This window comes from Streptomyces ruber (assembly GCF_014648075.1).
Classification (GTDB): Bacteria; Actinomycetota; Actinomycetes; order Streptomycetales; family Streptomycetaceae; genus Streptomyces; species Streptomyces ruber.
In genome coordinates this window covers 574281-595797 of sequence record NZ_BMQK01000004.1, presented here as the reverse complement: position 1 = coordinate 595797, position 21517 = coordinate 574281, and the positions used below count along the sequence as shown (strand labels likewise).

The window sequence follows — 21517 nt, the reverse complement described above, 5'->3', positions numbered from 1 at the left end:
ACCCGGTACGACAAACTCGCCGTCCGCTACCAAGCGACCGTGCTGGTCGCAGCCATCAACGAGTGGCTGTGACCAGCACTTTCACAACAGGCCCTAGGCGACCAGGCTCTCCAAGGGCACGCGCGGGTCCGCGAGCCGCTCCGCGTCCACCTGCACACCGCTGCGGACCAGGCTCTGGATCGTCTCTGTGACGTCCCACACATTCACGTTCATCCCGGCCAGCACGCGCCCCTCGCGCACCCAGAACGCGATGAACTCGCGCTTCGCCGCGTCCCCGCGGATCACCACCTCGTCGTACGAGCCGGGCGGCGCCCATCCGCTGTACTCCATCCCCAGGTCGTACTGGTCGGAGAAGAAGTACGGCAGGCGGTCGTACACGGCGTCCCGGCCGAGCATCGCGCGGGCCGCCACGGGTCCGCCGTTGAGGGCGTTGGCCCAGTGCTCGACGCGCAGCCGCCGGTCGAAGAGGCGGTGCGGGAAGGACGCCACGTCACCGGCCGCGAAGATGTCGGGGTCCGACGTGCACAGCCGCTCGTCCACCGCGATGCCGCCGCCCCGCGCGCGGTCGGCGAGCGTGAGGCCGGCCGCCTCGGCGAGGGCGACGCGCGGGGCCGCGCCGATCGCGGCGAGCACGTCGTGCGCGGGGTGTTCCTCGCCGTCGTCCGTGCGGGCGGCGAGCACCATGCCGTCCTGGCCGACGATCTCGGTGAGCCGGGCGCCGAAGTGGAAGCGGACGCCGTGGTCGCGGTGCAGCTCGGTGAAGAGGGTGCCGATCTCGGGTCCGAGGACGCCGTGCAGCGGGGTGGGCTCGGGCTCGATGACGGTGACCTCGGCGCCGTAGCTGCGGGCGGCCGCCGCGACCTCCAGGCCGATCCAGCCGGCACCCGCGATCACGATGTGGCCGTTGTCCCGGCCGAGCGAGGCGAGCACGCCCCGCAGGCGCTCGGCGTGGGCGAGCCGCCGCAGGTGGTGCACGCCCGCGAGGTGGGTGCCCGGGATGTCCAGGCGGCGGGGTTCCGCGCCGGTGGCGAGCAGCAGCTTGTCGTAGTGGACGACGGTGCCGTCGTCGCCGAAGCGCACGGTCTTCGCGGCGCGGTCGACGGCGTCGACGGTCTGGCCGAGGTGCAGTTCGACGTCGTTGCGCGCGTACCAGGACGGCTCGTGCACGAAGACCTTGTCGCGCTCCTCCCTGCCGAGCAGGAAGCCCTTGGAGAGCGGGGGCCGCTCGTACGGGTGGTCACGCTCGTCGCAGATCAGTATCACGCGCCCGGTGAAGCCCTCCGCGCGGAGCGTCTCGGCCGCCTTGGCGCCGGCCAGCCCTCCTCCGACGATGACGAATGTCTGATCCGCGTCGACCACTTGATGCCTCCTGCGGGCGTGCGTGTGGGGGATGTCACATGCGAGCGTCCCGCACGGAGCGTGATGCGGGAAGGGGTTGTGGCCCGATCAGGCCACGGAGGGTCACATCCGGCCTCCGTCACGGTCGCTCACGGCACACGTAATCACACGGAATCCGTGCGGGCACATGGGCCACTCGGACCACGTACGGGTCACACGGGCCGGGTGAGCCCCGCGTGCAACGAGCGCGCCGACACGTCGGTGAGGGACGCGATCTGATCGACGATCACACGTTTGCGGGCGCGGTCGTCGGGCGCCGCGTCGAACAGCGCGCGGAACTGCGGCTCGAGGCCGAAGGGCGCGCGGGCGGTGAGCGCCTCGGCCAGTTCGGCGATGACGATCCGCTGGTCGGCGCGGAGCCGCTCCTGCTCGGCGCGCTGCATCACGTACAGGTCGGCGACGGCCTTGAGCACGGCGCACTCCAGCCGGGCCGCGCGCGGTACGACGAGTTCGGCGGCGTACCGGGTCAGGTGCCCGCTCCCCCACGCGGCCCGCGTGGCGCCCTCGGCGGCCAGGCAGAAGCGGCCGATGAGCTGGCTGGTGGCGTCCTTCAGCCGGGCCTGGGCGACGGCCGTGCCGTCGTAGCCGTGCGGCCACCACTCCTGGTCCAGGAGGCGGTCCAGGGCCTCGGCGAGCTCGGCGGGCTCGGTGCCGGCGGGGGCGTACCGGCGGACGGCGACGTCGAAGACCGCCCGCCGTTCGGGTTCGGCGTGCAGACAGGCCGGCTCGACGTGCCCGGCGTGCAGGCCGTCCTCGAAGTCGTGCACCGAGTACGCCACGTCGTCCGACCAGTCCATGACCTGCGCCTCGAAGCAGGTGCGGTGGCCCGGCACACCCTCGCGGACCCAGTCGAAGACCGGCCGGTCGTCCTCGTACACCCCGAACTTCGGGGAGGCGGGGTCGGCGGGGTGGGCGCCGCGCGGCCAGGGGTACTTGGTGGCGGCGTCGAGGGCGGCGCGGGTGAGGTTGAGGCCGACGCTCACGAGGTCGCCGCCGGCGGGGTCACCGGTGACGGGCTTGGTGGCGAAACGCTTCGGCTCGATCCGGGTGAGCAGCCGCAGGGACTGGGCGTTGCCCTCGAAACCGCCGCAGTCCTCGGCGAACTCGTTGAGCGCCTGTTCGCCGTTGTGCCCGAAGGGCGGGTGCCCGAGGTCGTGGGAGAGACAGGCCGCCTCGACGAGGTCCGGGTCGCAGCCCAGGGCGGCGCCCAGCTCGCGGCCGACCTGTGCGCACTCCAGGGAGTGGGTGAGCCGGGTGCGGGGGCTGGCGTCCCAGGCCGGGGCGGGGGTCCTCCCTGCTCGGGCGGAGCCGAAACCCTGGGGAAGGGTGCCGGGCGTGACCACCTGGGTCTTGCCGGCCAGCCGGCGCAGCGCCGCCGAGTGCAGGACGCGGGCGCGGTCGCGCTGGAAGGCGGTGCGGCCGGGGCGTTTGTCGGGTTCCGCGGCGAAGCGTTCGACGGCCGCCTCGTCGTAGCCGGGAAGGGCGACGCGGTGCTCATGGAGATCGTCGGCGTGCGGTGATGTCGTCTCGTGCCTGTCTGCCTGCGGTGCGGTGCCTGCCATGCCCCGACAGTAGACGCCCGGACCGGCGGACGGGACAGGGGGAACCGGCCGGTCAGACCGGTGTCAGGGCCGGTTCCGCGGGGGACCCGAGGGGCCCGGCGGCCGCGAGGGCCCCGTCGTAGCGGTGCAGGACGAGCCGGGCCAGGGCCGGGTGGGCGCCGAGCGGATCGGCGGCGATGCCGGGGGCCGCCTCGGCGCACTCGGTGGCGAACCGGCCGGGCGCGGTGAAGTACGAGGCGACGGCGGTCCGGTGGCGGCCGTGGGCGGCGAGGGCGCGCACCGCCCCGTCGACGGTGGGCGTGGCGGCGGAGGCGTACGCGGGGACGACCGGGACACCGAGGCGTTCGGCGAGGAGCGCGGCGGTGCGGCCGGTGTCGGTGGCCGCGTCGGGGTCGCGCGATCCGGCGGCGGCGAGCACGACGGCGCTCGCCGCGCGTTCGGCGCCGGTCGCCGGGGCCCGCCACCCGGCCTGCGCCAGCCGCTCGTGCAGCACGTCCACGAGGAGCGGGTGCGGGCCGAGGGGCGCGGCGATGCGGGCGCGTACGCGGGAGCCCGCCGCGATGTCCGGGATGTCCCGCTTGACGTGGTACCCGCGGCTGAGGAGCAGCGGGACGAGGACGGCCTCGCGGTCGCCGAGCGCGGCGAGGGTGCCGGGCAGCAGGGGCTCGTTCAGCTCGATGTGCCCGAGGTGCACGGACAGTCCGGGCCGCTGCCGGCGGACCCGCTCGGCCAGGGCCCGTACGGTCGACAGCGCGCGGGGGTCGCGGCTGCCGTGCGCCACGAGGACGAGCGCGGGCGGGTTGTCCGTCGCTGTGGCTGCCGGGGTCGCTGTCGGGGTCGCTGTCGGGGTCATGGGAACGGTCCGGGTCATGGGAACGATCCTCGTGAGGCGAGGTTGCCTGGCCGTTGCACGGGTGTCACGGAGCTTTTCCGGCAGTTCACGGTGTGCCGCCCGTGCGGTGTGAGCGACGGTGACCTGCGCTTGCGCGGTGCGGGCGTGAGCCTGGTCACGTACCGGGAGCGAACCGGACCGAACTGGATCTCCGGCGGTGGCGTCTTCGTTGACCGGACAGGGCGGCACGGGCCGGACAGCGACAGGGACACCAGGGGGCCACATCATGCATCTGCCACGCACCCGGACCGGACAGCGGCGGGCCGTGCAGGCGGTGATGCTGCTGTGCGTGCTGGCGCTGCTGCCCTCGGCGTGGCTGTTCACGGTCTCGTCCGACCGGCTGCGCACCGCCGAGGACGTGCCGCCCACCGGGGTCGCCGTGGTCTTCGGCGCGGGACTGCGCGGCGACGAGCCCTCCCCGTACCTCGCCCGCCGGCTGGACGCGGCGGCGCGGCTGTACCACGAGGGGCGGGTCGAGGTGCTCCTCGTCACCGGTGACAACAGCCGCGAGGACTACGACGAGCCGGACACCATGCGCGCCTACCTCACCGAGCAGGGGGTGCCCGACACGCGCATCGTCAGCGACTACGCGGGGTTCGACACCTGGGACTCGTGCGTGCGCGCCAGAAAGATCTTCGGCGTCGACGAGGCAGTGCTGGTCAGTCAGGATTTCCACGTCCGGCGCGCGGTGGCCCTGTGCGAGGAGGCGGGCGTGCGGTCGTACGGCGTCGGGGTCGCCGACCGGCGGAACGTGACCTGGTACTACGGGACCGCGCGGGAGGTCTTCGCGGCGGGCAAGGCGGCCCTGGACGCGGTGTTCCGGCCGGACCCCCGGTTCCTCGGGCCGGAGGAACCGGGGGTGGCGCGGGCGCTGGCCGACGCGGGGTGAGGGCGTGCGCCGCGCCTCCGAGCGGGACACCTAGGCGGGCGCCGCCCCGCTCCGTTCCGCCTTCTCGTGGCGCGCGGACAGCCGCGAGCCGGACTCGCGGCGCGCGGCGCGGCGCAGCAGGGGTACCGCGAGGAGGAACCCGAGGACGGCCCAGGCGGTCAGCACCAGGGCGACCATGGGCAGTTCCCAGGAGCCGGCCGGCTCGGCGGCCCGTGCGGCGTCCGGCAGCAGCGCCGAGCGCAGGCCCTGCGCCATCCACTTCAGCGGGAAGACGGAGGCCGCCTGCTGGACCGGCACGGGCAGCGAGGTGATCGGGAACACCGCGCCGGAGGTGACCAGCAGCGCCATCACGGGCAGCATGAGCAACGCCAGCGCCTCGCGCGGGTTGGGCAGCACGGCGCCGATGGCCGCGCCCAGCGGCACGACGGCGAGCAGCCCGAGCGTGGTGACCCACAGCAACGTCAGCCAGCCGCCCGCCCCGCGCGGCAGCGGCCCGTCCACCAGCAGCGCCGCGGCCCCCAGGAGCAGGACCAGGGTGCCGACCGCCACGACGACCACCAGCAGGCTCTTGGCGACGAGGTAGGCCGGTATCCCGCCGGGCGTGGCGCGCAGCCGCAGCAGGGCGCCCTCCTCCCGCTCGGTGACGAGTATCTGCGGGAGGTTGAACAGGCCGACCTGGAAGAGCAGGTAGGCGGCGAAGCCGGCGATCACCAGGTGGGCCATCGGGGTCTCGGTGCCGGGCACGTCGTCGCCGAGGAAGGCGGCGACCGCCAGCGCGGCGGCCACGTTGGACAGGTGCCCGGACAGCTCCTTGGGGTTGCGCAGGAGGTGCCGCAGTTCGATGCCGCCGCGGAGGAGGCCGGCCCGCCAGGGCAGGCGGCGGGTGGGGTGAGGTGGTCTGCTGCCCGGTGTGCCGTTCTCGTTCGTCATGCGTGTCCCCCTCATGCGGCCTGTGCCTCCCTGTCGCCGTCTCCGTCGACGTCCCCGCCCGTACCGCCGTCCTCCCGGTGCACCATGTGCAGATAGGTGTCCTCCAGCGTCGGGCGGCGGACCTCCAGGTCGGCGATCGGGCCGGTCGCGTCCCGGTGCAGTTCCCAGACCAGTCGTGAGGGGTCCGCGGTGCGTTCGCGGCGGGGCGTCCCGTCGTCGGCGGTCCAGCGGACCTCGGCCTGCGCGGCGGCCCGCCGGGCCAGTTCGGCCGGGGTGCCGCAGGCCCGGATCCGGCCGCCGACCAGCATGGCGATCCGGTCGGCGAGCCGTTCGGCCTCCACCAGGTCGTGCGTGGTGAGCAGGACGGTGACGCCCTCGTCGCGGGCCAGCCGCCCGACCAGGACGTGGAACTCGTGCCGCGCCTCCGGGTCGAAGCCGGTGGTCGGCTCGTCCAGGAAGAGGAGCTCGGGGCGGCCGACGATGCCGAGCGCGACGTCCAGCCGCCGGCGCTGGCCGCCGGACAGCCGGTCCACCTGCCGGCCGGCCTGGCCGGTGAGGCCGACCAGGGCCAGCAGTTCGGCCGGGTCCCGCGGGTCGGGGTAGTACGTCGCGAAGTGCGTCAGCAACTCGGCGACCCGCCAGCGGCGGTGGTCGCGCCAGGACTGCAGGACCAGTCCGATGCGGCCGCGCCAGGCGTCGTCGCCCCGTTCCGGGTCCGCGCCGAGGACGCTGACCTCCCCGGCGGAGCGCCGCCGGAAGCCTTCCAGGATCTCGACGGTGGTGGTCTTGCCCGCGCCGTTGGGTCCGAGCAGGGCGAAGACCTCGCCGCGGTGGATGTCCAGGTCGATGCCGTGCAGGACGTCGACGTCGCCGTACGACATGGTCAGGCCGCGTGCCTGGATGACGGGCCGGGCGGTGGTGTGCGATGTCATCGTCCTGCCTTCGCGTGCTGCTGCTGCGGTGGTGCCGTCGCCGCCGTGGGCCCGGGGGCGCCCTCGACGATCGCCCGGAGTGCCGCCACGTGTCCCTCGAAGGCGGTACGGCCGCGGTCCGTCAGCCGGACCTTCGTACGCCGCTTGCGGCCGCCGCCCTCCTTGTGGATCTCCAGGTACTCGGCCTCCTCCAGGGTGTGCAGCTGCTTGGAGAGGGCGGAGTCGCTGAGCGAGAGGCTGTCGCGGACGAACGCGAAGTCCGCCCACTCGGTGGTGGCGAGCAGCGCGACCACCGAGAGCCGGGTGGAGGGGTGGATCAGCTCGTCGAAACCGGCGGGGGTGCTCATCGGCCCTCCTCCGCACGGGCAGCCCGGTCGCGCAGTGAGCCGACCGCCCAGCGGTTCACCGGGCCGGAGACCAGCACGAACACGGCCGCGGAGGCCGTGGCCCGGATCAGGCCGCCGGTCATCGGCTCAAGTGACTCGACCAAGTGGCCGGACAGCAGAACTGTTCCGCCGGTCACCACCGCACCCCCGAAGAACAGGACGGTCGCCCGCCAGTCGTAGCGGGAGCGGTGCAGCCGCATCCGGCTCCTGCGGTTGAGGACCACGGCCAGCACGCTCAGCAGCGCGACGTACGCACCCATGGCCAGCCAGAGGCCCCACCGAGGCAGGTCCAGGCTGATGCCGACCAGGAAGACCCACATGATCGCGGCCACGGCGTAGGTCCCGCCCGGACCGCTCTCCGCGGACCGCTCGACCTCGTCGTACACGCGCTCCTGCGGTATCCGGATGCGCTGCAGGTCCTTCCACGCCTGTTCGGCGTCCACCGGTGTGCTCACGGCCCTCCCCTGACTGACGCTGACGGTCCATCCGACTTGCCTACCGGGAAAGTTACCTTCGGCTTTCCCATCAGGCAAGTCGGAACGAGACCCCCGCTACCTCACGCCGCCACCCCTCCCGCCGGGAGATCCCCGTCCCGGCCGCGTAACGGACGGCGTCCCGGTGCGTAACACACCCCCCGCACGCTGGTGGCCATGCAGACCTCCGTGACGCCCACCCACTGCCCGTACTGCGCCCTGCAGTGCGGAATGAACCTCACGCCCGCGCAGGAGGGCGGCGTCACGGTGGTCGAACGGCCCGACTTCCCGGTGAACCGGGGCGCGCTGTGCGGCAAGGGCCGTACGGCGCCCGCCGTGCTCTCCTCCCGGGTACGGCTGACCTCCCCGCTGGTACGGAAGGACGGCGTCCTCCGGCCCGCCTCCTGGGAGGAGGCACTGGACCGGACCGCCGAGGGTCTCGCCCGCACCCGCGCCAAGCACGGCCCGGACGCCTGCGGGATCTTCGGCGGGGGCGGCCTGACGAACGAGAAGGCGTACGCGCTGGGCAAGTTCGCGCGGGTGGTGCTCGGCACCTCGCAGATCGACTACAACGGGCGGTTCTGCATGTCGTCGGCGGCGGCCGCGGGCAACAGGGCCTTCGGGCTGGACCGGGGGCTGCCGTTCCCGCTGGAGGACATCCCGAGGACCGGCTGCGTGGTCCTCGTCGGCTCCAACCTCGCCGAGACGATGCCGCCCGCGCTGCGCTACCTCACCGAACTGAAGGAGAACGGCGGCCGGCTGATCGTCGTCGACCCGCGCCGCACCCGTACGGCCGAGCAGGCGGACCTGCACCTCGCGCCCCGGCCGGGGACGGACCTCGCCCTCGCCCTCGGCCTGCTGCACCTGGTGGTGGCGGAGGGCCGCACGGACGAGGAGTACATCCGCGAGCGGACGACCGGCTGGGAGGAGGCGCGGGCGGCGGCCATGGCGCACTGGCCGGAGCACGTGGAACGGATCACCGGCGTCTCCGTCCCCGAACTCCGCGAGGCGGTCCGTCTCTTCTGCGAGCCGGAGCACGCCATGGTGCTCACCGCGCGCGGTCCCGAGCAGCAGGCCAAGGGCACGGACACGGTCGGCGCGTGGATCAATCTCTGCCTGGCGACGGGCCGCGCGGGCCGCCCGCTGTCCGGCTACGGCTGCCTGACCGGCCAGGGCAACGGGCAGGGCGGACGCGAACACGGGCAGAAGGCGGACCAGTTGCCCGGCTACCGCAGCCTGACCGACCCCGAGGCACGGCGGCACGTGGCCGAGGTGTGGGGCGTCGACCCGGACGCGCTGCCGGGACCGGGCCGCAGCGCCTACGAACTCCTCGACGCGCTCGGCGGAGACGTACGGACCCTGCTCCTGATGGGCTCCAACCCCGTGGTGTCGGCGCCCCGCGCGGCCCACGTGGAGGAGCGCATCCGCGCACTGGACTTCCTGGCGGTGTGCGACGTGGTCCTCTCCGAGACGGCGGAGCTGGCGGACGTGGTCCTGCCGGTCACCCAGTGGGCGGAGGAGACCGGCACGACGACCAGCCTGGAGGGCCGGGTGCTGCTGCGCCGCCGGGCGATCACGCCCCCGGACGGCGTCCGCACCGACCTGCACGTCCTGCACGGACTGGCGTCCCGCCTGGGCGCGGAGAAGGGCTTCCCGGCCGACCCCGAGGAGGTCTTCGAGGAGCTCCGCCGGGCGAGCGCGGGCGGGATCGCGGACTACTCCGGGATCACCTACCGGAGGCTGGCGGAGGAGAACGGGGTGTTCTGGCCGTGTCCGGCGCCCCGGGGGACGACCGGCGGCGAGGAGGCGCCGCCGGCCGGGACGCTCGACGCCCCGGCGGCCTCCCCCGCCGTCCACCCGGGCACTCCCCGCCTCTTCCTCGACCGCTTCGCCACGGAGGACGGCCGGGCGCGCTTCGCCCCCGTCTCCCACCGTCCGATCGCCGAGGAGCCGGACGCCGAGTACCCGGTCCTCCTCACCACCGGCCGCGTGGTCGCCCAGTACCAGTCCGGCGCGCAGACCCGCCGCGTGGACGAGCTGAACGCCGCCGCGCCCGGTCCCTTCGTCGAACTGCACCCGCGCCTGGCCGAACGGCTCGGCGCGGCGGAGGGCGACCCGGTGGCGGTGGTGTCCCGGCGCGGACGCGCGGTCGCCCCCGCCCGCATCACGACCACGATCCGCCCGGACACGGTCTTCATGCCCTTCCACTGGCCGGGCGAGGGCCGCGCCAACACGCTCACCAACCCGGCGCTGGATCCGACGTCGCGGATGCCGGAGTTCAAGGCCTGTGCGGTGCGGGTGGAGGCGGTACGGGGCTGAGGGTCCCCCCCTCGCTCCATATGTCGCCTCGCGACATATACTGCGATCATGAGTAACCGTATGGCGCAGGGCCCCGCCCTGCTCATCCTCACGGCCCTGGCGGACGCACCCCGCCACGGCTACGGCATCCTCCAAGAGGTCACGGCACTGTCCGAAGGCCGCGTGCGCCTGCGCACCGGAACCCTGTACGGGGCCCTCGACCGGCTGCAGGGCCAGGGCCTCATCCAGGTCGAACGCGAAGAGGTCGTGGACGGCCGCGCCCGCCGCTTCTACTCGCTCTCCCCCGCGGGCCGGGCCGCGCTGACCGACGAAGTCGCCCACCTGCGCACCGTGGTCTCCGAGGCGCACCGCCGCCTCGGCGCCGGCTCGGAGGTGAGGTTCGCATGAACGTCCCGACCCGTTCACTGAGGCTGGCCCTGCGGCTGTATCCGCGCGACTACCGTGACCGGCACGGCGCGGAGATCGCCGCCGTCGCCGCCGACAACACGACCGGACGCGGCCGCGCCGCGCGCGGGCTGGAGGCGGCAGGCGTCGCCGGGCACGCTCTGCGGTTGCGCACCGGCCTCACCTCCGACCGGCCCGCCGCCCGGCTGGCCGCCGTCGCCGCACCGCTCGTCGTGGCCGTCGCCGCGGGCCAGCAGCTCGCCCAGGTGCTGCCCCTGTCGTCCGCCGAACCGCCGCTCACCTTCCCCTGGACGGGCGAGATCGGCGGGGTGCCGCACACGATCGCCCTGACGGCCGCCGTGCTGTGGTCCCTGTCGCTCCTCTCCGTGCTCGCCGGGCACTGGCAGCCCGCGAGGGCCGCCGGCGTCCTGTCCGTGCTCGCCGTGCTGGGCGCCCGGATCGACTACGTCAGCCACGCCTTCGCCGAGTTCGACGCGCTGCTGGTGCTGCACAACCTGCTCGTGGTGGGCCTGCCCCAGCTGCTGTGGGCGGTACTGCTCCTGAGCGCACCGCGCGACCTGCTCGTCACCTCCTGGTCCACCCGCGCCTGCGCGGCGGTGGTCACCGTGATCACCTTTCTCGCGGCGACGGCCGGCTGGCAGGAGGGCGCGCTCTCCGCGATCCCGGCCGTCATCGTCGCGCTGGGCGCCGCGCTCGCTCTCCTCACCCAGGACCGCGCCCTGCCCCCGGCCGTCGTCCTGGCCGCCCTGCCGCTGCTGTTCCTCACCTACGAGCAGACGCTGATGGGCACGGCCGGCGTGTCGGGCGCGGGACAGGACCTGGTCACGCTGCTCCTGACCCTGCCGCTGCTCGCGGTGGCGGTCGGGCTGCCCGTCCTCAACCGGCGGCGTGCCGACTCCGCGTGACACAGACGGCTCACATCACGGGTATCAGCCGCACCACGGTCACGGTGAGCACGGATCCGGAGACGTAGTAGAGCACGATGGCGCCGCGGACGGTGGCCTCCCGCCGGTCGCGTTCCCCCGCGACCCCGATCGAGCCGTGACCGTACGGGTCGCTGCCGATCGTCCGCCTCATCGCCTCCCTGAACGCCGGACCGTCGGACATCTTGGCGAGCGTGTCGTCCGCGGGCGGTGCGTAGGTGACGCGGTAGCTCAAGCGACGCCCCGCCTCTCGGCCTCGTCGGCGGCGAGTTTCGCCAGCAGCGCGTCCGCCGCCGGGTCGGGCACGGCCTCCAGCATCCAGTGCCGCATGACGGCGTGGATGTCCTGCACGCCGGCGTCGTTGATGGCCCGGTCGAACTCCGCGCGGCGCTCCTCGGGGAGCGCCGCGCGGATGTCGGGAATGCTGTTGGGCACCTTCACCTCGATCCCGTTGACGAGGGTCTTGAGCGGCTCGGCCATCGTCGTCCTCCTGTGGAGCCGGGGTTCGCAGGGCTCACGGTAGTGGGCGGCGGCCGGCTGTCGTACGGCATCCGCCTCGCACCACACGGACTTGCCGACCGTCAACTCGCTGACGCCCACCGGCCGGCCACCTCACGCACGATCACGAGTCCGCGGCCGGAGGTGTCCGCCCTCGCGGCGCGTCGCACGTACGGCAGTTGCCCGTCCCTCGGGTCGGAGACCGCGATGCGCAGGGTGCTTCCCCCAATGCGACCCTTCTGGTCCATCCCTTCGGCGCGGTCCGCACGTCGGGCTGAGCAGTTCTTTCAACGTCATATCGTTCGCCGGGCCCGGGGCCATGGACGTCGTGTACCTGGAGACTCCCTTCACCCGCCTGTGGATCGAGGGCGGTGAGGGCGCCGCGTCCCACAACGAACCGTACGAGACGATCACCGCACGTTGCTCGAACGAAGGCGATTCCCTCTCGTTCCTCCAACGCCTTCGTAAGGAGCTGTGAGTCAACTGCGAGCACCCGGCAGGGCCGTCCCTCCGGACGAGTCCGGCCTCGTGGACCGCCTTCACCGGCGCGCTGCTCGACGGTCACATGGCGTCCGGCGCCCAGGCGGCCTCGGGCGCCGCGTGGCACCGGAGGGACACGGTCCGTTTCAGCCCGCCCGCCCGAGAGGCAACTCGCCGACCGTCTCGCCCTCACTCACCTCGCCCGTCAGCCGGAAGCCGAGCCGCAGGTAGAACCGTTCGGGGCCGTCCTCGCCCGGATGCCACGTGGCGAACAGGCGGTCGCCGCCGCGGCGGCGGATCTCGGCGGCCACGGACTCCACCGCGAAGCGGCCGTACCCCCGGCCCTGTTCACCGGCCGCGATGTTGAGGCGCCACAGACCGGAGCGGATGTCGGTGCCCGAGCCGTCGCCCCGCCAGTCGGTGTCGAAGAACGCCATGAGGAAGCCGACGGGCCGGTCCCCGTCCAGGATGAGCCGGGGCCAGGCCGTAGCGGGGTGGACGTACGCCTCGGCCAGGGACTTCACGACCGGCGCCACCAGGTGCTCCTGGTCCGGCCGGACGCGCAGGCCGATCGCGGCCTCGAAGTTGTCCGGGGTGATCTCCTGCAGACGGAGTGCGTTCGTCATACAGGCACCCTAGAGGCGCGATCACGCCTCGGGATACCTGATTCCTTCGACGAGACGGGCGACGCTGTCCGCTCCGTGGCCCCTTTCGACCTGGCGATCGACGAGAGCGGCCATGGGCCTCATGACGTCAGTGGCGATGCCCCGTGCCTCGCTGATGCGGATGATGTGGTCCAGTCCGCCCTTGTTGAACTCCAGGCTCTGCTGATCGGTGGTGTAGTCACCCGCGTCGATGATCTCCGCCTGCCCGGGAAGGAACGTGGTCATCGCCTTCAGCCAGGGCACCGCCAGAGCCGTGAACTCCTCCGCGGTGACACCGTCCGTGCCCACCAGCGCCGTGCCGTGGTAGAAGCCGGCGAACATCGCGTACATGGACGCGAGCAGCCCGGTCTCCAGCAGGGAGGCACGTGCGGCGGAGTCACCGAGGTAGGTGGTGGCGCCGAGCAGCTCCAGCGCCGGCCGGTATTCGCGGAGCACCGTGTGCGAACCGGCGTACAGAATGGACGCCGCCTCCGGATCCCCGATGAGGTCCGGGGTCGCCATGATGGCGCCACCCAGGAAGGAGATGTTCCGTTCGGCCGCCCACTGCGCCATCTCCTCGGCCTCTTCGGGAGACAGGCTCGTGAGCACCGTCAGGCTGCGGCCCGCCAGCTCCGCTTCCACCGGCCCCAGAATGCCCTGAGCCGCTTCCCGGTCCAGCACACAGACCACGACCAGCCCACCGGCCCGGACCGCGTCAGCCGGAGAGTGCGCGAGGACGGCCCCTCGGGCGACCAGGTCCCGCCCCTTGGCGGCCGTGCGGTTCCAGATCGTCGTCGGGTGGCCACCCTTCAGGAAGGCGGCCGCCACGGCCTGCCCCATGGAGCCGAGCCCGATGACCGTGACAGGCGCGGCGGGCCCGGAAGCGTGCTCGTTCATCTCGTTTCTCCAGCTCGTCCAAGGGTGCGCATGGGTACGGATCGACCCGTCCAGGGCACGGGGCGACGGATCGATCGTTGCCGCACCGCGATCGCCTGCCAAGTACGGACATGCAAGTCACCACTCACCGAGTGGTAAGCGGTGCGTGTGGCCGTCTCACGGGTCATCCGGAGTCGCTCGCGGCGCGAGCCGGCACCACATGGCGCCAGTTAGATGCCAGGTGACGCCACTGCGGCACCTCAGCTCGCCATCGCACTGCACTCTCTGCAGCCGCTCGACGAAGAACTGCTGCGACACACTCCGAAGCGTCCTCGACTTCGAGGACTTGCCTATGGCGCCATGGTGGTGCCACTATGGCGTCATGGATCTCACGCCCTACGTCGACACCCTCCGCCGCGAGCTCGCGGTGGCCGCCGAAGCCGGCGGGGACGAAGCCCGCGAGCTGGCCGAGCGGCTCACCGCCCCGCTGGAGTCGGCGACCCGCCTGACCCTGCTCAACGTGCTCTCCGACGCCATGAACGAGATCACCCGCGAGCTCGCCCCCGGCTCCGTCGACGTACGGCTGCGCGGGCTCGACCCCGACTTCGTGGTGACACCGCCGCCAGGCGACGGCGCCACCACCCCCGCTGAGCCGGTCGCGCCCGTCGAGCCGCTCACCGCGTCGTCACCGGCACCGGTGCCCGCCGACGGTGAAGAGGGCGGCACCGCCCGCGTGAACCTGCGGCTGCCGGCCCACCTCAAGACGCGGGTCGAGGAGGCCGCGGGCCGCGAGGGGCTGTCGGTCAACGCGTGGCTCGTACGGGCCGTGTCGGCCGCGGTCGACGGTGGCAGCCGGCCGCCGCGTACGACGGAGAAGACCCGCACCACCGGACAGAGCTTCACCGGCTGGGTGCGCTGACCGCGCCCCACCCGCGTCACCACTTCCACCCAAGAGGACGGGACAGCCATGCCTTCTTTCGACACTCCCGAACCGATCTCGGTCACCGCACGTGTGGAGGCCGGTTCCATCCAGTTCACCGCGGGCGACCGCAACGACACCGTGGTCGAGGTGCGGCCCCGCGACCCGAAGAAGAAGCTGGACGTACGGGCGGCCGAGCAGACCGAGGTGACGTTCGCCAACGGCCTGCTGACCCTCAGGACGCCCAGGTCCAGCCCGTTCGGCCGCGACGGCGTCGTCGACGTGACCGTCGAGCTGCCCACGGACTCGTGCGTGGACACGACCGGCGCCTGGACGCAGGTGCTCGGTGAGGGCCGGCTCGGCGAGGTGTGGGTGAAGACCTCGGTCGGTGACGTCCGTCTCGACACGACGGGACCGCTGCACCTGAAGGTGTCGCACGGCTCGGTCACCGTGGACCGGGTCGACGGCGCGGCCGAGATCACCAGCAGCACCGGTGACGTACGCGTCGGCCTCGTCGACGGCCCCGCCGTCCTGAAGAACTCGCACGGCAGCACGACCGTCGGCGCCGCCACCGGCGACCTGCGCGTCAACGGCGCCAACGGCCCCATCGAGATCCGGCGCGCCGAGAGCTCGGTCACCGCCGTCAACGCCCACGGCGTCCTGCGCGTGGACGACGTCGCCCGCGGCACCGTCCAGCTGGAGACCGACCACGGCTCCATCGAGATCGGCGTCCGCGAGGGCACGGCGGCCTGGCTCGACGTCAGCTCGAAGTCCGGCCAGGTGCGCAGCGCGCTCACCGAGTCCGGGGCCCCGGAGGAGACCGAGGACACCGTCAAGGTCCACGCCCGCACCCGGCACGGCAACATCGACATCCGCCGCGCCAGGGTCTGAGCACCGGCCCACCCCGCAAGCTCCCACTCACCCACCCGCCTCACCTTCCCCACGGGAGGACTCCATGCCTTCGTCTGTCATGCCCACATCCAGGCACAGTGACGTCCCGCACGTCCCCGCCGCCGTCTCCGCCACCGGTCTGCGCAAGTCGTACGGCGACAGGACCGTGCTCGACGGCATCGATCTGCACATCCCCGCCGGGTCCGTGTTCGCGCTGCTCGGGCCCAACGGCGCCGGCAAGACCACCACCGTGCGGATCCTGTCCACGCTCATCGCCGCCGACGGCGGGCAGGCCACGGTCGCGGGCCACGACCTCGCCACCGACCCGCAGGCCGTGCGCGCCGCCATCGGTGTCACCGGGCAGTTCTCCGCCGTCGACGGGCTGATCACCGGCGAGGAGAACATGCTCCTCATGGCGGACCTGCACCACCTGTCCCGGCGCGAGGGGCGGCGCGTCGCCGCCGGACTGCTGGAGCGGTTCGACCTCACCGAGGCCGCGAAGAAGCCCGCCTCCACCTACTCCGGCGGCATGAAGCGCCGCCTGGACATCGCCATGACGCTGGTCGGCGACCCGCGGGTCATCTTCCTCGACGAGCCGACCACCGGACTCGACCCACGCTCGCGCCACAACATGTGGCAGATCATCCGCGAGCTCGTCACCGGCGGTGTGACCGTCTTCCTCACCACCCAGTACCTGGAGGAGGCCGACGAGCTCGCCGACCGCATCGCGGTGCTGAACGACGGCAGGATCGCCGCCGAGGGCACCGCCGAGGAGCTGAAGCGGCTGGTTCCCGGCGGGCACGTGCGGCTGCGCTTCGCCGGGCCTGCCGCGTACCGGAGCGCCGCCGGCGCGCTGCGCGGAGTCGTACGGGACGACGAGTCCCTGACGCTGCAGATCCCCAGCGACGGCAGCCAGCGCGCGCTGCGCTCGGTCCTCGACCGGCTGGACTCCGCCGGCATCGAGGCGGACGAGCTGACCGTGCACACCCCCGACCTCGACGACGTGTTCTTCGCCCTCACCGGCGGCGTCGTCCCCACCCAGTCCGAGGAGACCGTCCGATGAGCACCCCCCTGGCCCCCGCCCGCCCGGCCCGGATCTCCCTCGCCGTGCGCGACTCGTCCACCATGCTGCGCCGCAACCTGCTGCACGCCCGGCGCTACCCCTCCATGACGCTGAACCTGCTGCTCACGCCGGTCATGATGCTGTTGCTCTTCGTCTACATCTTCGGCGACGTGATGAGCGCGGGCATCGGCGGCGGCGGTGCGGACCGCTCCGCCTACATCGCCTACATCGTCCCGGGCCTGTTACTGATGACCATCGGCAGCACCACGATCGGGACCGCGGTCGCCGTGTCCATGGACATGACCGAAGGCATCATCGCCCGCTTCCGCACCATGTCCGTCCACCGCGGTGCGGTGCTCGTCGGGCACGTCGTCGGCAGCGTGCTGCAGTCGGTCGCCAGTGTGGTCCTCGTCGGCGCCGTCGCCGTGGCCATCGGCTTCCGCTCCACCGATGCCACCGTCCTGGAGTGGCTCGCGGCGGCCGGACTGCTCGGGCTCTTCGCCCTCGCGCTCACCTGGATCGCGGTCGGCATGGGCCTGGTCGGCCCGAACCCCGAGGCCGCCAGCAACAACGCCATGCCACTGATCCTGCTGCCGCTGCTGTCCAGCGCCTTCGTCCCCGTCGACGCCATGCCCGGCTGGTTCCGGCCGATCGCCGAGTACCAGCCGTTCACCCCGGCCATCGAGACCCTGCGCGGGCTGCTGCTCGGCACCGAGATCGGCCACAACGGCTGGCTGGCCGTCGCCTGGTGCGTGGGGCTGGCCGTGCTCGGCTACGCCTGGTCCAAGTCGCGGTTCGACCGCGACCCGAAGTAGTGGCCGGCCGGCTCCTGACCGCCCTGGTTCAGGCAGCCGGCCGCCACCCCAGTTCCGGCCCCAGTTTCGTCGCGATGTCCGTCAGGATCTGGACGTAGTCCTCGTGGTCGAAGCTGAAGGGGAGCGCGAAGGCGACCTCGTCGATCTCGCGGAACGCGGCGTGGGCGTACAGCTGCTCCGCGATCTCCGCCGAGGTGCCGACGAGGTCAGGGGCGAAGAGGAGCCGGGCCGGGCCCTGCGGGGTCGTGGTGCGGGGGAGGCGCTCGGCCGCGTACTTCTCGTACTTCGCCCGCTGCTCGGGGGTCGCGCCGTCCGTGGGGATGACCACCAGGCCCTGGGAGACGCGGGCCGCCTCCCCGTCCGGGTGGTGGGCCCGGAACTCCCGTACGTGGGAGAGCTGGATCCCGGCGAAGCCGTGACCGCCCGAGTGCGGTCCGGCTTCCGGCCCCTCCGCCTTCACCACGCTGCTGGTCAGGAAGTTCATGCCGTGCTCGCCCGCCCAGCGGGCCGAGTTCAGGCTGCCGCCGCCGTACCACATGCGGCGCCCCAGGCCCGGGGAGTGCGGCTCGACGCGGTCGGAGAACACCTCGAAGCCCTCGGTGCCGCTGAAGTCCGTGGCCGGCTCGCCGCGGACGAAGCCCAGCAGCCGGCGCACCCGCTCGTACCCGAACTCCTCGTTGCCGGCGGAGTCCGGGTACAGGGCCTCCTTGACCCGGTCGTAGTGCATCGGCGGGCCGACGCTCACGCCCGGGTTCAGCCGGCCCCCGGAGAGGACGTCCACCGTCGCCAGGTCCTCGGCGAGGCGGAGCGGGTTCTCCCAGCCGAGCGGGACGACGGCGGTGCCGAGCTCGATGCGCGTGGTGCGCTGGGAGGCCGCCGCCAGGACCGCGACGGGGGACGAGATGCCGTACTGGAGGTGCCGGTGCCGTACCCAGGCGCTGTCGAAGCCGAGCCGCTCGCCCAGTTCGATGATCTCCAGGGTGGACTCGTGACCCGGCCGCGGGTCGGCCCCGTCGAACAGCCCGATGGTCAAAAAGCCCAGCTTCCGCAGGGGGTGGGAGGGCAGTGGCACGGGTTCTTCCTCCATCCTCCGAGGCAGGCGGCGCAGCTGCCGCTCTCCCGCCTGCCGTACGTACGCCCGTGCGAACCCGGCATGGCCGCCGAATGTTCCCGTCGCGCGTCAGCCCCCGTACGGCCGCTTCTCCCTCGCCTCCCGCAGGGCCCGCGCCCACCACTCCAGCTGGTCCAGCATCACCTTCGCCGCCGCGTCCGGTCCGGTGCGGTCCTTCGGGCGGCCCCTGTCGTCGAAGGCCCCGTGCGCGTTGTGGAAGGACACCGTGTCGCGGACGGTGACCGCGTGCAGCTCGGCGAAGACCTGGCGCAGGTGCTCGACCGCGCGCAGGCCGCCCGCCAGGCCGCCGTAGGAGACGAGGGCCACCGGCTTGGCCCGCCACTCGCCGTAGTGCCAGTCGATCAGGTTCTTCAGGCCCGCCGGATAGGAGTGGTTGTACTCGGGGGTCAGGACGACGAACGCGTCGGCCGCCGCCAGGCGGGGGGTGACGGCGGCGAGCGCCTCGGCCGCCTCGGGGGACGGTGAGAGCGTCGTGGGCAGCGGCGCCTCCGCCACGTCCACGACCTCCGCCTCCATGCCGTCGCGGGCCCGCAGCCGCTCCAGCAGCCAGTCGGCCACCACGGAGCCGAAGCGGCCCTCGCGGTTGCTGCCGACGACGAGGGCCACGCGTACGGGGGTGTCGGTGCTGTCAGTCGTCTTCATGGCCACACACCCTCGTACCTCAACCTTTCTTCAGGTCAAGCCCTTCCCGGCTCGCCTCCCGGAGTCGGCCACCGGTCACCCGTTCACCCCCGCACTCCGCCCACTTCGCAATCTTCGCGGCCACAACCCGTCCGTACGCTCATGACCTGCTGGAACAGCACCGAGCAGGACCGGGAGCCGCACCTGCTGACGTGCGTTCACCTACTTTCTGACGGGTCATCAGCGAGCGGCCGGCGCCCTCTGCCACTTACCTCGGAGGCAGCCCACGGATTCCGGAACCGGCTCGGAGGAGCACGCGCCATGCGACATACCGCCCGGCTGCCCGTCAGCGCCGCGCTCGCCGTCATCGCCACGGGTCTGGCCGCCGCCCCCGCGTACGGTGCGGCGGCCGGCGCCGACCCGGCGGGGAAGGTCACGGTGTACCCGTCCGGCGTCGTCCCCGGCGCCGAGGTCACGGTCGGCACGGCGGCGTGCGGCCCGGACGGCGCCGCCACGGGCGACGCCTCCGCGGTCGGCGCGGGCACCTTCCCCCTGGTGCCGGGCGCCCGCGGCGAGGACGCGGCCGGGCGGTTCAAGGTGCCGCCGAGCGCCCAGCCGGGAACGTACGAGATCGTGGTGCGCTGCTCCGGTCGCGGCCGGAAGGCGGCCAGGGCGACCGGCGATCTCGTGGTCGCGCTGACGCCCCGCGCGCACGACACCCCCGGCCGGACGCAGACACACCCCCGGGGAAGCGTCAAGACGGGGGTCGGCGGCGCGCTCGGCCCCGACCCCGTGCAGACCGCGGCGGGCGTGACGGCCCTCGCCGTCGCCGCCGCGGGCGGTACCTGGCTCCTGCATCGCCGGGCGAGAGGCGACGGGATCTGACGGACGCCCTCCGCTGTCCGTCCGCCGGTACCGCCGCCCCTCCCCTCCGGGCTTCGCGCCCCCCGCCCGGAGGGGAGGACTCCGCCAGGAGGGCGAACAGGACAGTCACCGCACCAGGAGGCCGCGTGCGCTTCACCGACACGGTCATAGCCGGCGCCAGCCTGCTCGCCGCCTGCTGCGGCGTCTGGCTGCTGCACGACGGCACCGCCCCCGGCGTCCCGCCCCAGCCGTCGGCGGCCGAGGCCCACGGCAGCGCCACAGCCACCGCACCGGTCGCCACCACGGCCTCCGCCGAACGCGACGCCCCCGCGCTGCCGGCCGCACGCCCCGACCGGATACGCATCCCCTCCATCGGCGTCGACGCCCCGCTCATGGGCCTCGGCCTCACCCCGTCCGGCAGCCTCGACGTGCCGCCCGCCGCCGCGAGGAACCTCGCCGGCTGGTACGAGGCGGGCACGGCGCCCGGCGAGACGGGCACCGCGGTCGTCGCCGGACACGTCGACAACCGCGAGGGGCCCGCCGTCTTCTACGCCCTGGGCGCGCTGCACAAGGGCGCCCGCGTCGACGTCAGCCGCCGGGACGGCACCGTCGCCCGGTTCTCCGTGGACGCCGTGGAGGTGTACGACGCCCGGGACTTCCCCGACGAGAAGGTGTACGGGGCGGCCCCGCGCCCGGAGCTCAGGGTGATCACCTGCGGGGGCGGCTACTCCGAGCGGACGGGGTACCAGGGGAACGTCGTCGTCTTCGCCCACCTCACGGGCGCCGCCTGAACAGCGGGCCGGTGCCTCACGCCACCCACTGCTCGTACCCCATCTTCGCCACCAGCGAGAACACCACCACCAGCAGCACCACCCGCACGAACCCGCTCCCCCGCTTCAGCGCCGTGCGCGCCCCGACCATCGCGCCGGCCAGGTTGAACACCGCCATCAGCGCGGCCAGCTGCCAGTACACCGTGCCCGCCCAGGCGAACATCGCGAGGGCGCCCGCGTTGGTGCAGCAGTTGACGATCTTGGCGGTGGCGGAGGCGGTGACCAGGTCGAGGTGGAGCAGCGCGGTGAGGGCGAGGACGAGGAAGGTGCCGGTGCCGGGGCCGATCAGGCCGTCGTAGAAGCCGATGCCGACGCCCGCGAGGCCGATCGCGGCGAGGACGCGGCGCGCGGAGACGGGTCCGGCCGAGGGCACCGAGCCGAAGCCGGGACGCAGGATCACGAACGCGCCGACCGCGAGCAGGACGACCATCACGACCGGCTCCAGCACCTCCGTGCTCATGCCGGCCGCCACGAGCGCGCCCGCCGTCGACCCCGCGAGCGCCGCGAGCCCGATCCGTACGGCGGTGCGCACGTCCACCGGTGCCTTGCGCGCGTACGTCACCGCCGCGCCCGTGGTGCCGACGATCGCGACCGCCTTGTTGGTGCCGAGCGCGTACTGGGCCGCCGACGCGCCGCCCGGCAGGCCGAGCAGCAGCGCGGGGAGCAGCAGGAGCCCGCCGCCGCCCACCACGGCGTCGATCCATCCGGCCGCGAGGGCGGCGAGGCACAGGACGACTATCGAGGTCAGCGTTATGTCGGGCATGATCGCGACCTT

24 protein-coding genes are annotated in these 21517 nt (G+C 73.3%); 10 read left to right on the top strand and 14 right to left on the bottom strand.

Annotated elements, in window-relative coordinates; genetic code table 11:
* Positions 1–93 precede the first annotated feature (93 nt).
* From IEZ04_RS13980 to IEZ04_RS13970, 3 genes are all read right to left on the bottom strand, one after another.
* Positions 94–1359 (bottom strand): NAD(P)/FAD-dependent oxidoreductase, encoded by a 1266-nt coding sequence (locus IEZ04_RS13980; RefSeq protein ID WP_189217116.1) that lies wholly within the window; start codon positions 1357–1359, stop codon positions 94–96.
* Positions 1360–1550: 191 nt separating this feature from the next.
* Positions 1551–2960: a deoxyguanosinetriphosphate triphosphohydrolase gene (locus IEZ04_RS13975; RefSeq protein ID WP_189217115.1), complete on the bottom strand. Its 1410-nt coding sequence runs from the start codon at positions 2958–2960 to the stop codon at positions 1551–1553.
* 52 nt (positions 2961–3012) lie between these two features.
* Positions 3013–3813, bottom strand: coding sequence for a sirohydrochlorin chelatase (locus IEZ04_RS13970; RefSeq protein ID WP_229821036.1), 801 nt, complete (start codon positions 3811–3813; stop codon positions 3013–3015).
* Between the two features lie 265 nt (positions 3814–4078).
* Between IEZ04_RS13970 and IEZ04_RS13965 the strand changes: the two genes are divergently transcribed.
* Positions 4079–4741: a SanA/YdcF family protein gene (locus IEZ04_RS13965; protein ID WP_189217113.1), complete on the top strand. Its 663-nt coding sequence runs from the start codon at positions 4079–4081 to the stop codon at positions 4739–4741.
* Positions 4742–4771: 30 nt separating this feature from the next.
* On the opposite strand, the gene IEZ04_RS13960 is transcribed toward IEZ04_RS13965, so the two are convergent.
* Genes IEZ04_RS13960 through IEZ04_RS13945 form a run of 4 tightly spaced genes read right to left on the bottom strand, consistent with a single transcriptional unit; the run spans position 4772 to position 7444 of the window.
* On the bottom strand, positions 4772–5671 hold the full coding sequence (locus IEZ04_RS13960; protein ID WP_189217112.1) for an ABC transporter permease: 900 nt from the start codon (positions 5669–5671) through the stop codon (positions 4772–4774).
* Between the two features lie 11 nt (positions 5672–5682).
* Complete coding sequence (locus tag IEZ04_RS13955) at positions 5683–6603, bottom strand: ABC transporter ATP-binding protein (protein WP_189217111.1); 921 nt, start codon at positions 6601–6603, stop codon at positions 5683–5685.
* A complete protein-coding gene (locus IEZ04_RS13950; RefSeq protein WP_189217110.1) occupies positions 6600–6950 on the bottom strand; it encodes a transcriptional regulator in 351 nt (116 codons plus the stop codon). The genes IEZ04_RS13955 and IEZ04_RS13950 overlap by 4 nt, the downstream gene beginning before the upstream one ends.
* Positions 6947–7444, bottom strand: a complete 498-nt coding sequence (locus IEZ04_RS13945; protein ID WP_189217109.1) for a hypothetical protein — start codon at positions 7442–7444, stop codon at positions 6947–6949. Before IEZ04_RS13945 ends, IEZ04_RS13950 begins: the two co-directional genes overlap by 4 nt.
* Positions 7445–7639: 195 nt before the next feature.
* Here IEZ04_RS13945 and IEZ04_RS13940 point away from each other — a divergent pair, with 195 nt between their 5' ends.
* Genes IEZ04_RS13940 through IEZ04_RS13930 form a run of 3 tightly spaced genes read left to right on the top strand, consistent with a single transcriptional unit; the run spans position 7640 to position 11091 of the window.
* Entirely contained in the window at positions 7640–9781 is a 2142-nt protein-coding gene (locus IEZ04_RS13940) for a molybdopterin oxidoreductase family protein (RefSeq protein ID WP_189217108.1), read from the top strand.
* A gap of 48 nt (positions 9782–9829) precedes the next feature.
* A complete protein-coding gene (locus tag IEZ04_RS13935) occupies positions 9830–10168 on the top strand; it encodes a PadR family transcriptional regulator (protein WP_189217107.1) in 339 nt (112 codons plus the stop codon).
* Positions 10165–11091, top strand: coding sequence for a hypothetical protein (locus tag IEZ04_RS13930; RefSeq protein ID WP_189217106.1), 927 nt, complete (start codon positions 10165–10167; stop codon positions 11089–11091). Before IEZ04_RS13935 ends, IEZ04_RS13930 begins: the two co-directional genes overlap by 4 nt.
* Positions 11092–11101: 10 nt before the next feature.
* On the opposite strand, the gene IEZ04_RS13925 is transcribed toward IEZ04_RS13930, so the two are convergent.
* The 4 genes from IEZ04_RS13925 to IEZ04_RS13910 all read right to left on the bottom strand — a co-directional run bounded on the left by IEZ04_RS13925 (position 11102) and on the right by IEZ04_RS13910 (position 13628).
* Positions 11102–11344, bottom strand: coding sequence for a hypothetical protein (locus IEZ04_RS13925; protein WP_189217105.1), 243 nt, complete (start codon positions 11342–11344; stop codon positions 11102–11104).
* The gene (locus IEZ04_RS13920) at positions 11341–11589 is read right to left on the bottom strand and encodes a hypothetical protein (protein WP_189217163.1); all 249 of its coding nucleotides are present in this window, start codon (positions 11587–11589) and stop codon (positions 11341–11343) included. Before IEZ04_RS13920 ends, IEZ04_RS13925 begins: the two co-directional genes overlap by 4 nt.
* 644 nt (positions 11590–12233) lie before the next feature.
* The gene (locus tag IEZ04_RS13915) at positions 12234–12713 is read right to left on the bottom strand and encodes a GNAT family N-acetyltransferase (protein ID WP_189217104.1); all 480 of its coding nucleotides are present in this window, start codon (positions 12711–12713) and stop codon (positions 12234–12236) included.
* A 21-nt stretch (positions 12714–12734) separates the two neighbouring features.
* Positions 12735–13628 (bottom strand): NAD(P)-dependent oxidoreductase, encoded by an 894-nt coding sequence (locus tag IEZ04_RS13910; protein ID WP_189217103.1) that lies wholly within the window; start codon positions 13626–13628, stop codon positions 12735–12737.
* A 361-nt stretch (positions 13629–13989) separates the two neighbouring features.
* On the opposite strand from IEZ04_RS13910, the gene IEZ04_RS13905 reads away from it, so the two are divergent.
* The 4 genes from IEZ04_RS13905 (at position 13990) to IEZ04_RS13890 (ending at position 17295) form a co-directional block, all read left to right on the top strand.
* Entirely contained in the window at positions 13990–14526 is a 537-nt protein-coding gene (locus tag IEZ04_RS13905; protein WP_189217102.1) for a hypothetical protein, read from the top strand.
* A gap of 48 nt (positions 14527–14574) precedes the next feature.
* Positions 14575–15417: a DUF4097 family beta strand repeat-containing protein gene (locus IEZ04_RS13900; protein ID WP_189217101.1), complete on the top strand. Its 843-nt coding sequence runs from the start codon at positions 14575–14577 to the stop codon at positions 15415–15417.
* A 64-nt stretch (positions 15418–15481) separates the two neighbouring features.
* Complete coding sequence (locus IEZ04_RS13895) at positions 15482–16480, top strand: ATP-binding cassette domain-containing protein (protein WP_189217100.1); 999 nt, start codon at positions 15482–15484, stop codon at positions 16478–16480.
* Positions 16477–17295, top strand: coding sequence for an ABC transporter permease (locus IEZ04_RS13890; protein WP_189217099.1), 819 nt, complete (start codon positions 16477–16479; stop codon positions 17293–17295). Before IEZ04_RS13895 ends, IEZ04_RS13890 begins: the two co-directional genes overlap by 4 nt.
* Before the next feature lie 28 nt (positions 17296–17323).
* Here the strand turns inward: IEZ04_RS13890 and IEZ04_RS13885 are convergent, their stop codons facing one another.
* Complete coding sequence (locus IEZ04_RS13885; RefSeq protein ID WP_189217098.1) at positions 17324–18382, bottom strand: LLM class flavin-dependent oxidoreductase; 1059 nt, start codon at positions 18380–18382, stop codon at positions 17324–17326.
* Positions 18383–18475: 93 nt separating this feature from the next.
* Positions 18476–19069 (bottom strand): NADPH-dependent FMN reductase, encoded by a 594-nt coding sequence (locus IEZ04_RS13880; RefSeq protein ID WP_189217097.1) that lies wholly within the window; start codon positions 19067–19069, stop codon positions 18476–18478.
* A 300-nt stretch (positions 19070–19369) separates the two neighbouring features.
* Here IEZ04_RS13880 and IEZ04_RS13875 point away from each other — a divergent pair, with 300 nt between their 5' ends.
* Positions 19370–19933: a hypothetical protein gene (locus IEZ04_RS13875; RefSeq protein ID WP_189217096.1), complete on the top strand. Its 564-nt coding sequence runs from the start codon at positions 19370–19372 to the stop codon at positions 19931–19933.
* Between the two features lie 125 nt (positions 19934–20058).
* A complete protein-coding gene (locus IEZ04_RS13870; RefSeq protein ID WP_189217095.1) occupies positions 20059–20703 on the top strand; it encodes a class F sortase in 645 nt (214 codons plus the stop codon).
* A 16-nt stretch (positions 20704–20719) separates the two neighbouring features.
* On the opposite strand, the gene IEZ04_RS13865 is transcribed toward IEZ04_RS13870, so the two are convergent.
* Positions 20720–21505 (bottom strand): sulfite exporter TauE/SafE family protein, encoded by a 786-nt coding sequence (locus tag IEZ04_RS13865; RefSeq protein ID WP_189217094.1) that lies wholly within the window; start codon positions 21503–21505, stop codon positions 20720–20722.
* Positions 21506–21517: the final 12 nt, after the last annotated feature.

Excerpts from the sequence above, each read along its gene's own strand:
- IEZ04_RS13975 (WP_189217115.1), bottom strand. The coding sequence starts at position 2,960 with ATGGCAGGCACCGCACCGCAGGCAGACAGGCACGAGACGACATCACCG.
- IEZ04_RS13960 (WP_189217112.1), bottom strand. The coding sequence starts at position 5,671 with ATGACGAACGAGAACGGCACACCGGGCAGCAGACCACCTCACCCCACC.
- IEZ04_RS13930 (WP_189217106.1), top strand. The coding sequence starts at position 10,165 with ATGAACGTCCCGACCCGTTCACTGAGGCTGGCCCTGCGGCTGTATCCG.
- IEZ04_RS13895 (WP_189217100.1), top strand. The coding sequence starts at position 15,482 with ATGCCTTCGTCTGTCATGCCCACATCCAGGCACAGTGACGTCCCGCAC.
- IEZ04_RS13920 (WP_189217163.1), bottom strand. The coding sequence starts at position 11,589 with ATGGCCGAGCCGCTCAAGACCCTCGTCAACGGGATCGAGGTGAAGGTG.
- IEZ04_RS13950 (WP_189217110.1), bottom strand. The coding sequence starts at position 6,950 with ATGAGCACCCCCGCCGGTTTCGACGAGCTGATCCACCCCTCCACCCGG.
- IEZ04_RS13940 (WP_189217108.1), top strand. The coding sequence starts at position 7,640 with ATGCAGACCTCCGTGACGCCCACCCACTGCCCGTACTGCGCCCTGCAG.
- IEZ04_RS13965 (WP_189217113.1), top strand. The coding sequence starts at position 4,079 with ATGCATCTGCCACGCACCCGGACCGGACAGCGGCGGGCCGTGCAGGCG.
- IEZ04_RS13865 (WP_189217094.1), bottom strand. The coding sequence starts at position 21,505 with ATGCCCGACATAACGCTGACCTCGATAGTCGTCCTGTGCCTCGCCGCC.
- IEZ04_RS13970 (WP_229821036.1), bottom strand. The coding sequence starts at position 3,813 with ATGACCCCGACAGCGACCCCGACAGCGACCCCGGCAGCCACAGCGACG.
- IEZ04_RS13880 (WP_189217097.1), bottom strand. The coding sequence starts at position 19,069 with ATGAAGACGACTGACAGCACCGACACCCCCGTACGCGTGGCCCTCGTC.
- IEZ04_RS13890 (WP_189217099.1), top strand. The coding sequence starts at position 16,477 with ATGAGCACCCCCCTGGCCCCCGCCCGCCCGGCCCGGATCTCCCTCGCC.
- IEZ04_RS13955 (WP_189217111.1), bottom strand. The coding sequence starts at position 6,603 with ATGACATCGCACACCACCGCCCGGCCCGTCATCCAGGCACGCGGCCTG.
- IEZ04_RS13910 (WP_189217103.1), bottom strand. The coding sequence starts at position 13,628 with ATGAACGAGCACGCTTCCGGGCCCGCCGCGCCTGTCACGGTCATCGGG.
- IEZ04_RS13915 (WP_189217104.1), bottom strand. The coding sequence starts at position 12,713 with ATGACGAACGCACTCCGTCTGCAGGAGATCACCCCGGACAACTTCGAG.
- IEZ04_RS13875 (WP_189217096.1), top strand. The coding sequence starts at position 19,370 with ATGCGACATACCGCCCGGCTGCCCGTCAGCGCCGCGCTCGCCGTCATC.
- IEZ04_RS13900 (WP_189217101.1), top strand. The coding sequence starts at position 14,575 with ATGCCTTCTTTCGACACTCCCGAACCGATCTCGGTCACCGCACGTGTG.
- IEZ04_RS13905 (WP_189217102.1), top strand. The coding sequence starts at position 13,990 with ATGGATCTCACGCCCTACGTCGACACCCTCCGCCGCGAGCTCGCGGTG.
- IEZ04_RS13935 (WP_189217107.1), top strand. The coding sequence starts at position 9,830 with ATGAGTAACCGTATGGCGCAGGGCCCCGCCCTGCTCATCCTCACGGCC.
- IEZ04_RS13885 (WP_189217098.1), bottom strand. The coding sequence starts at position 18,382 with ATGGAGGAAGAACCCGTGCCACTGCCCTCCCACCCCCTGCGGAAGCTG.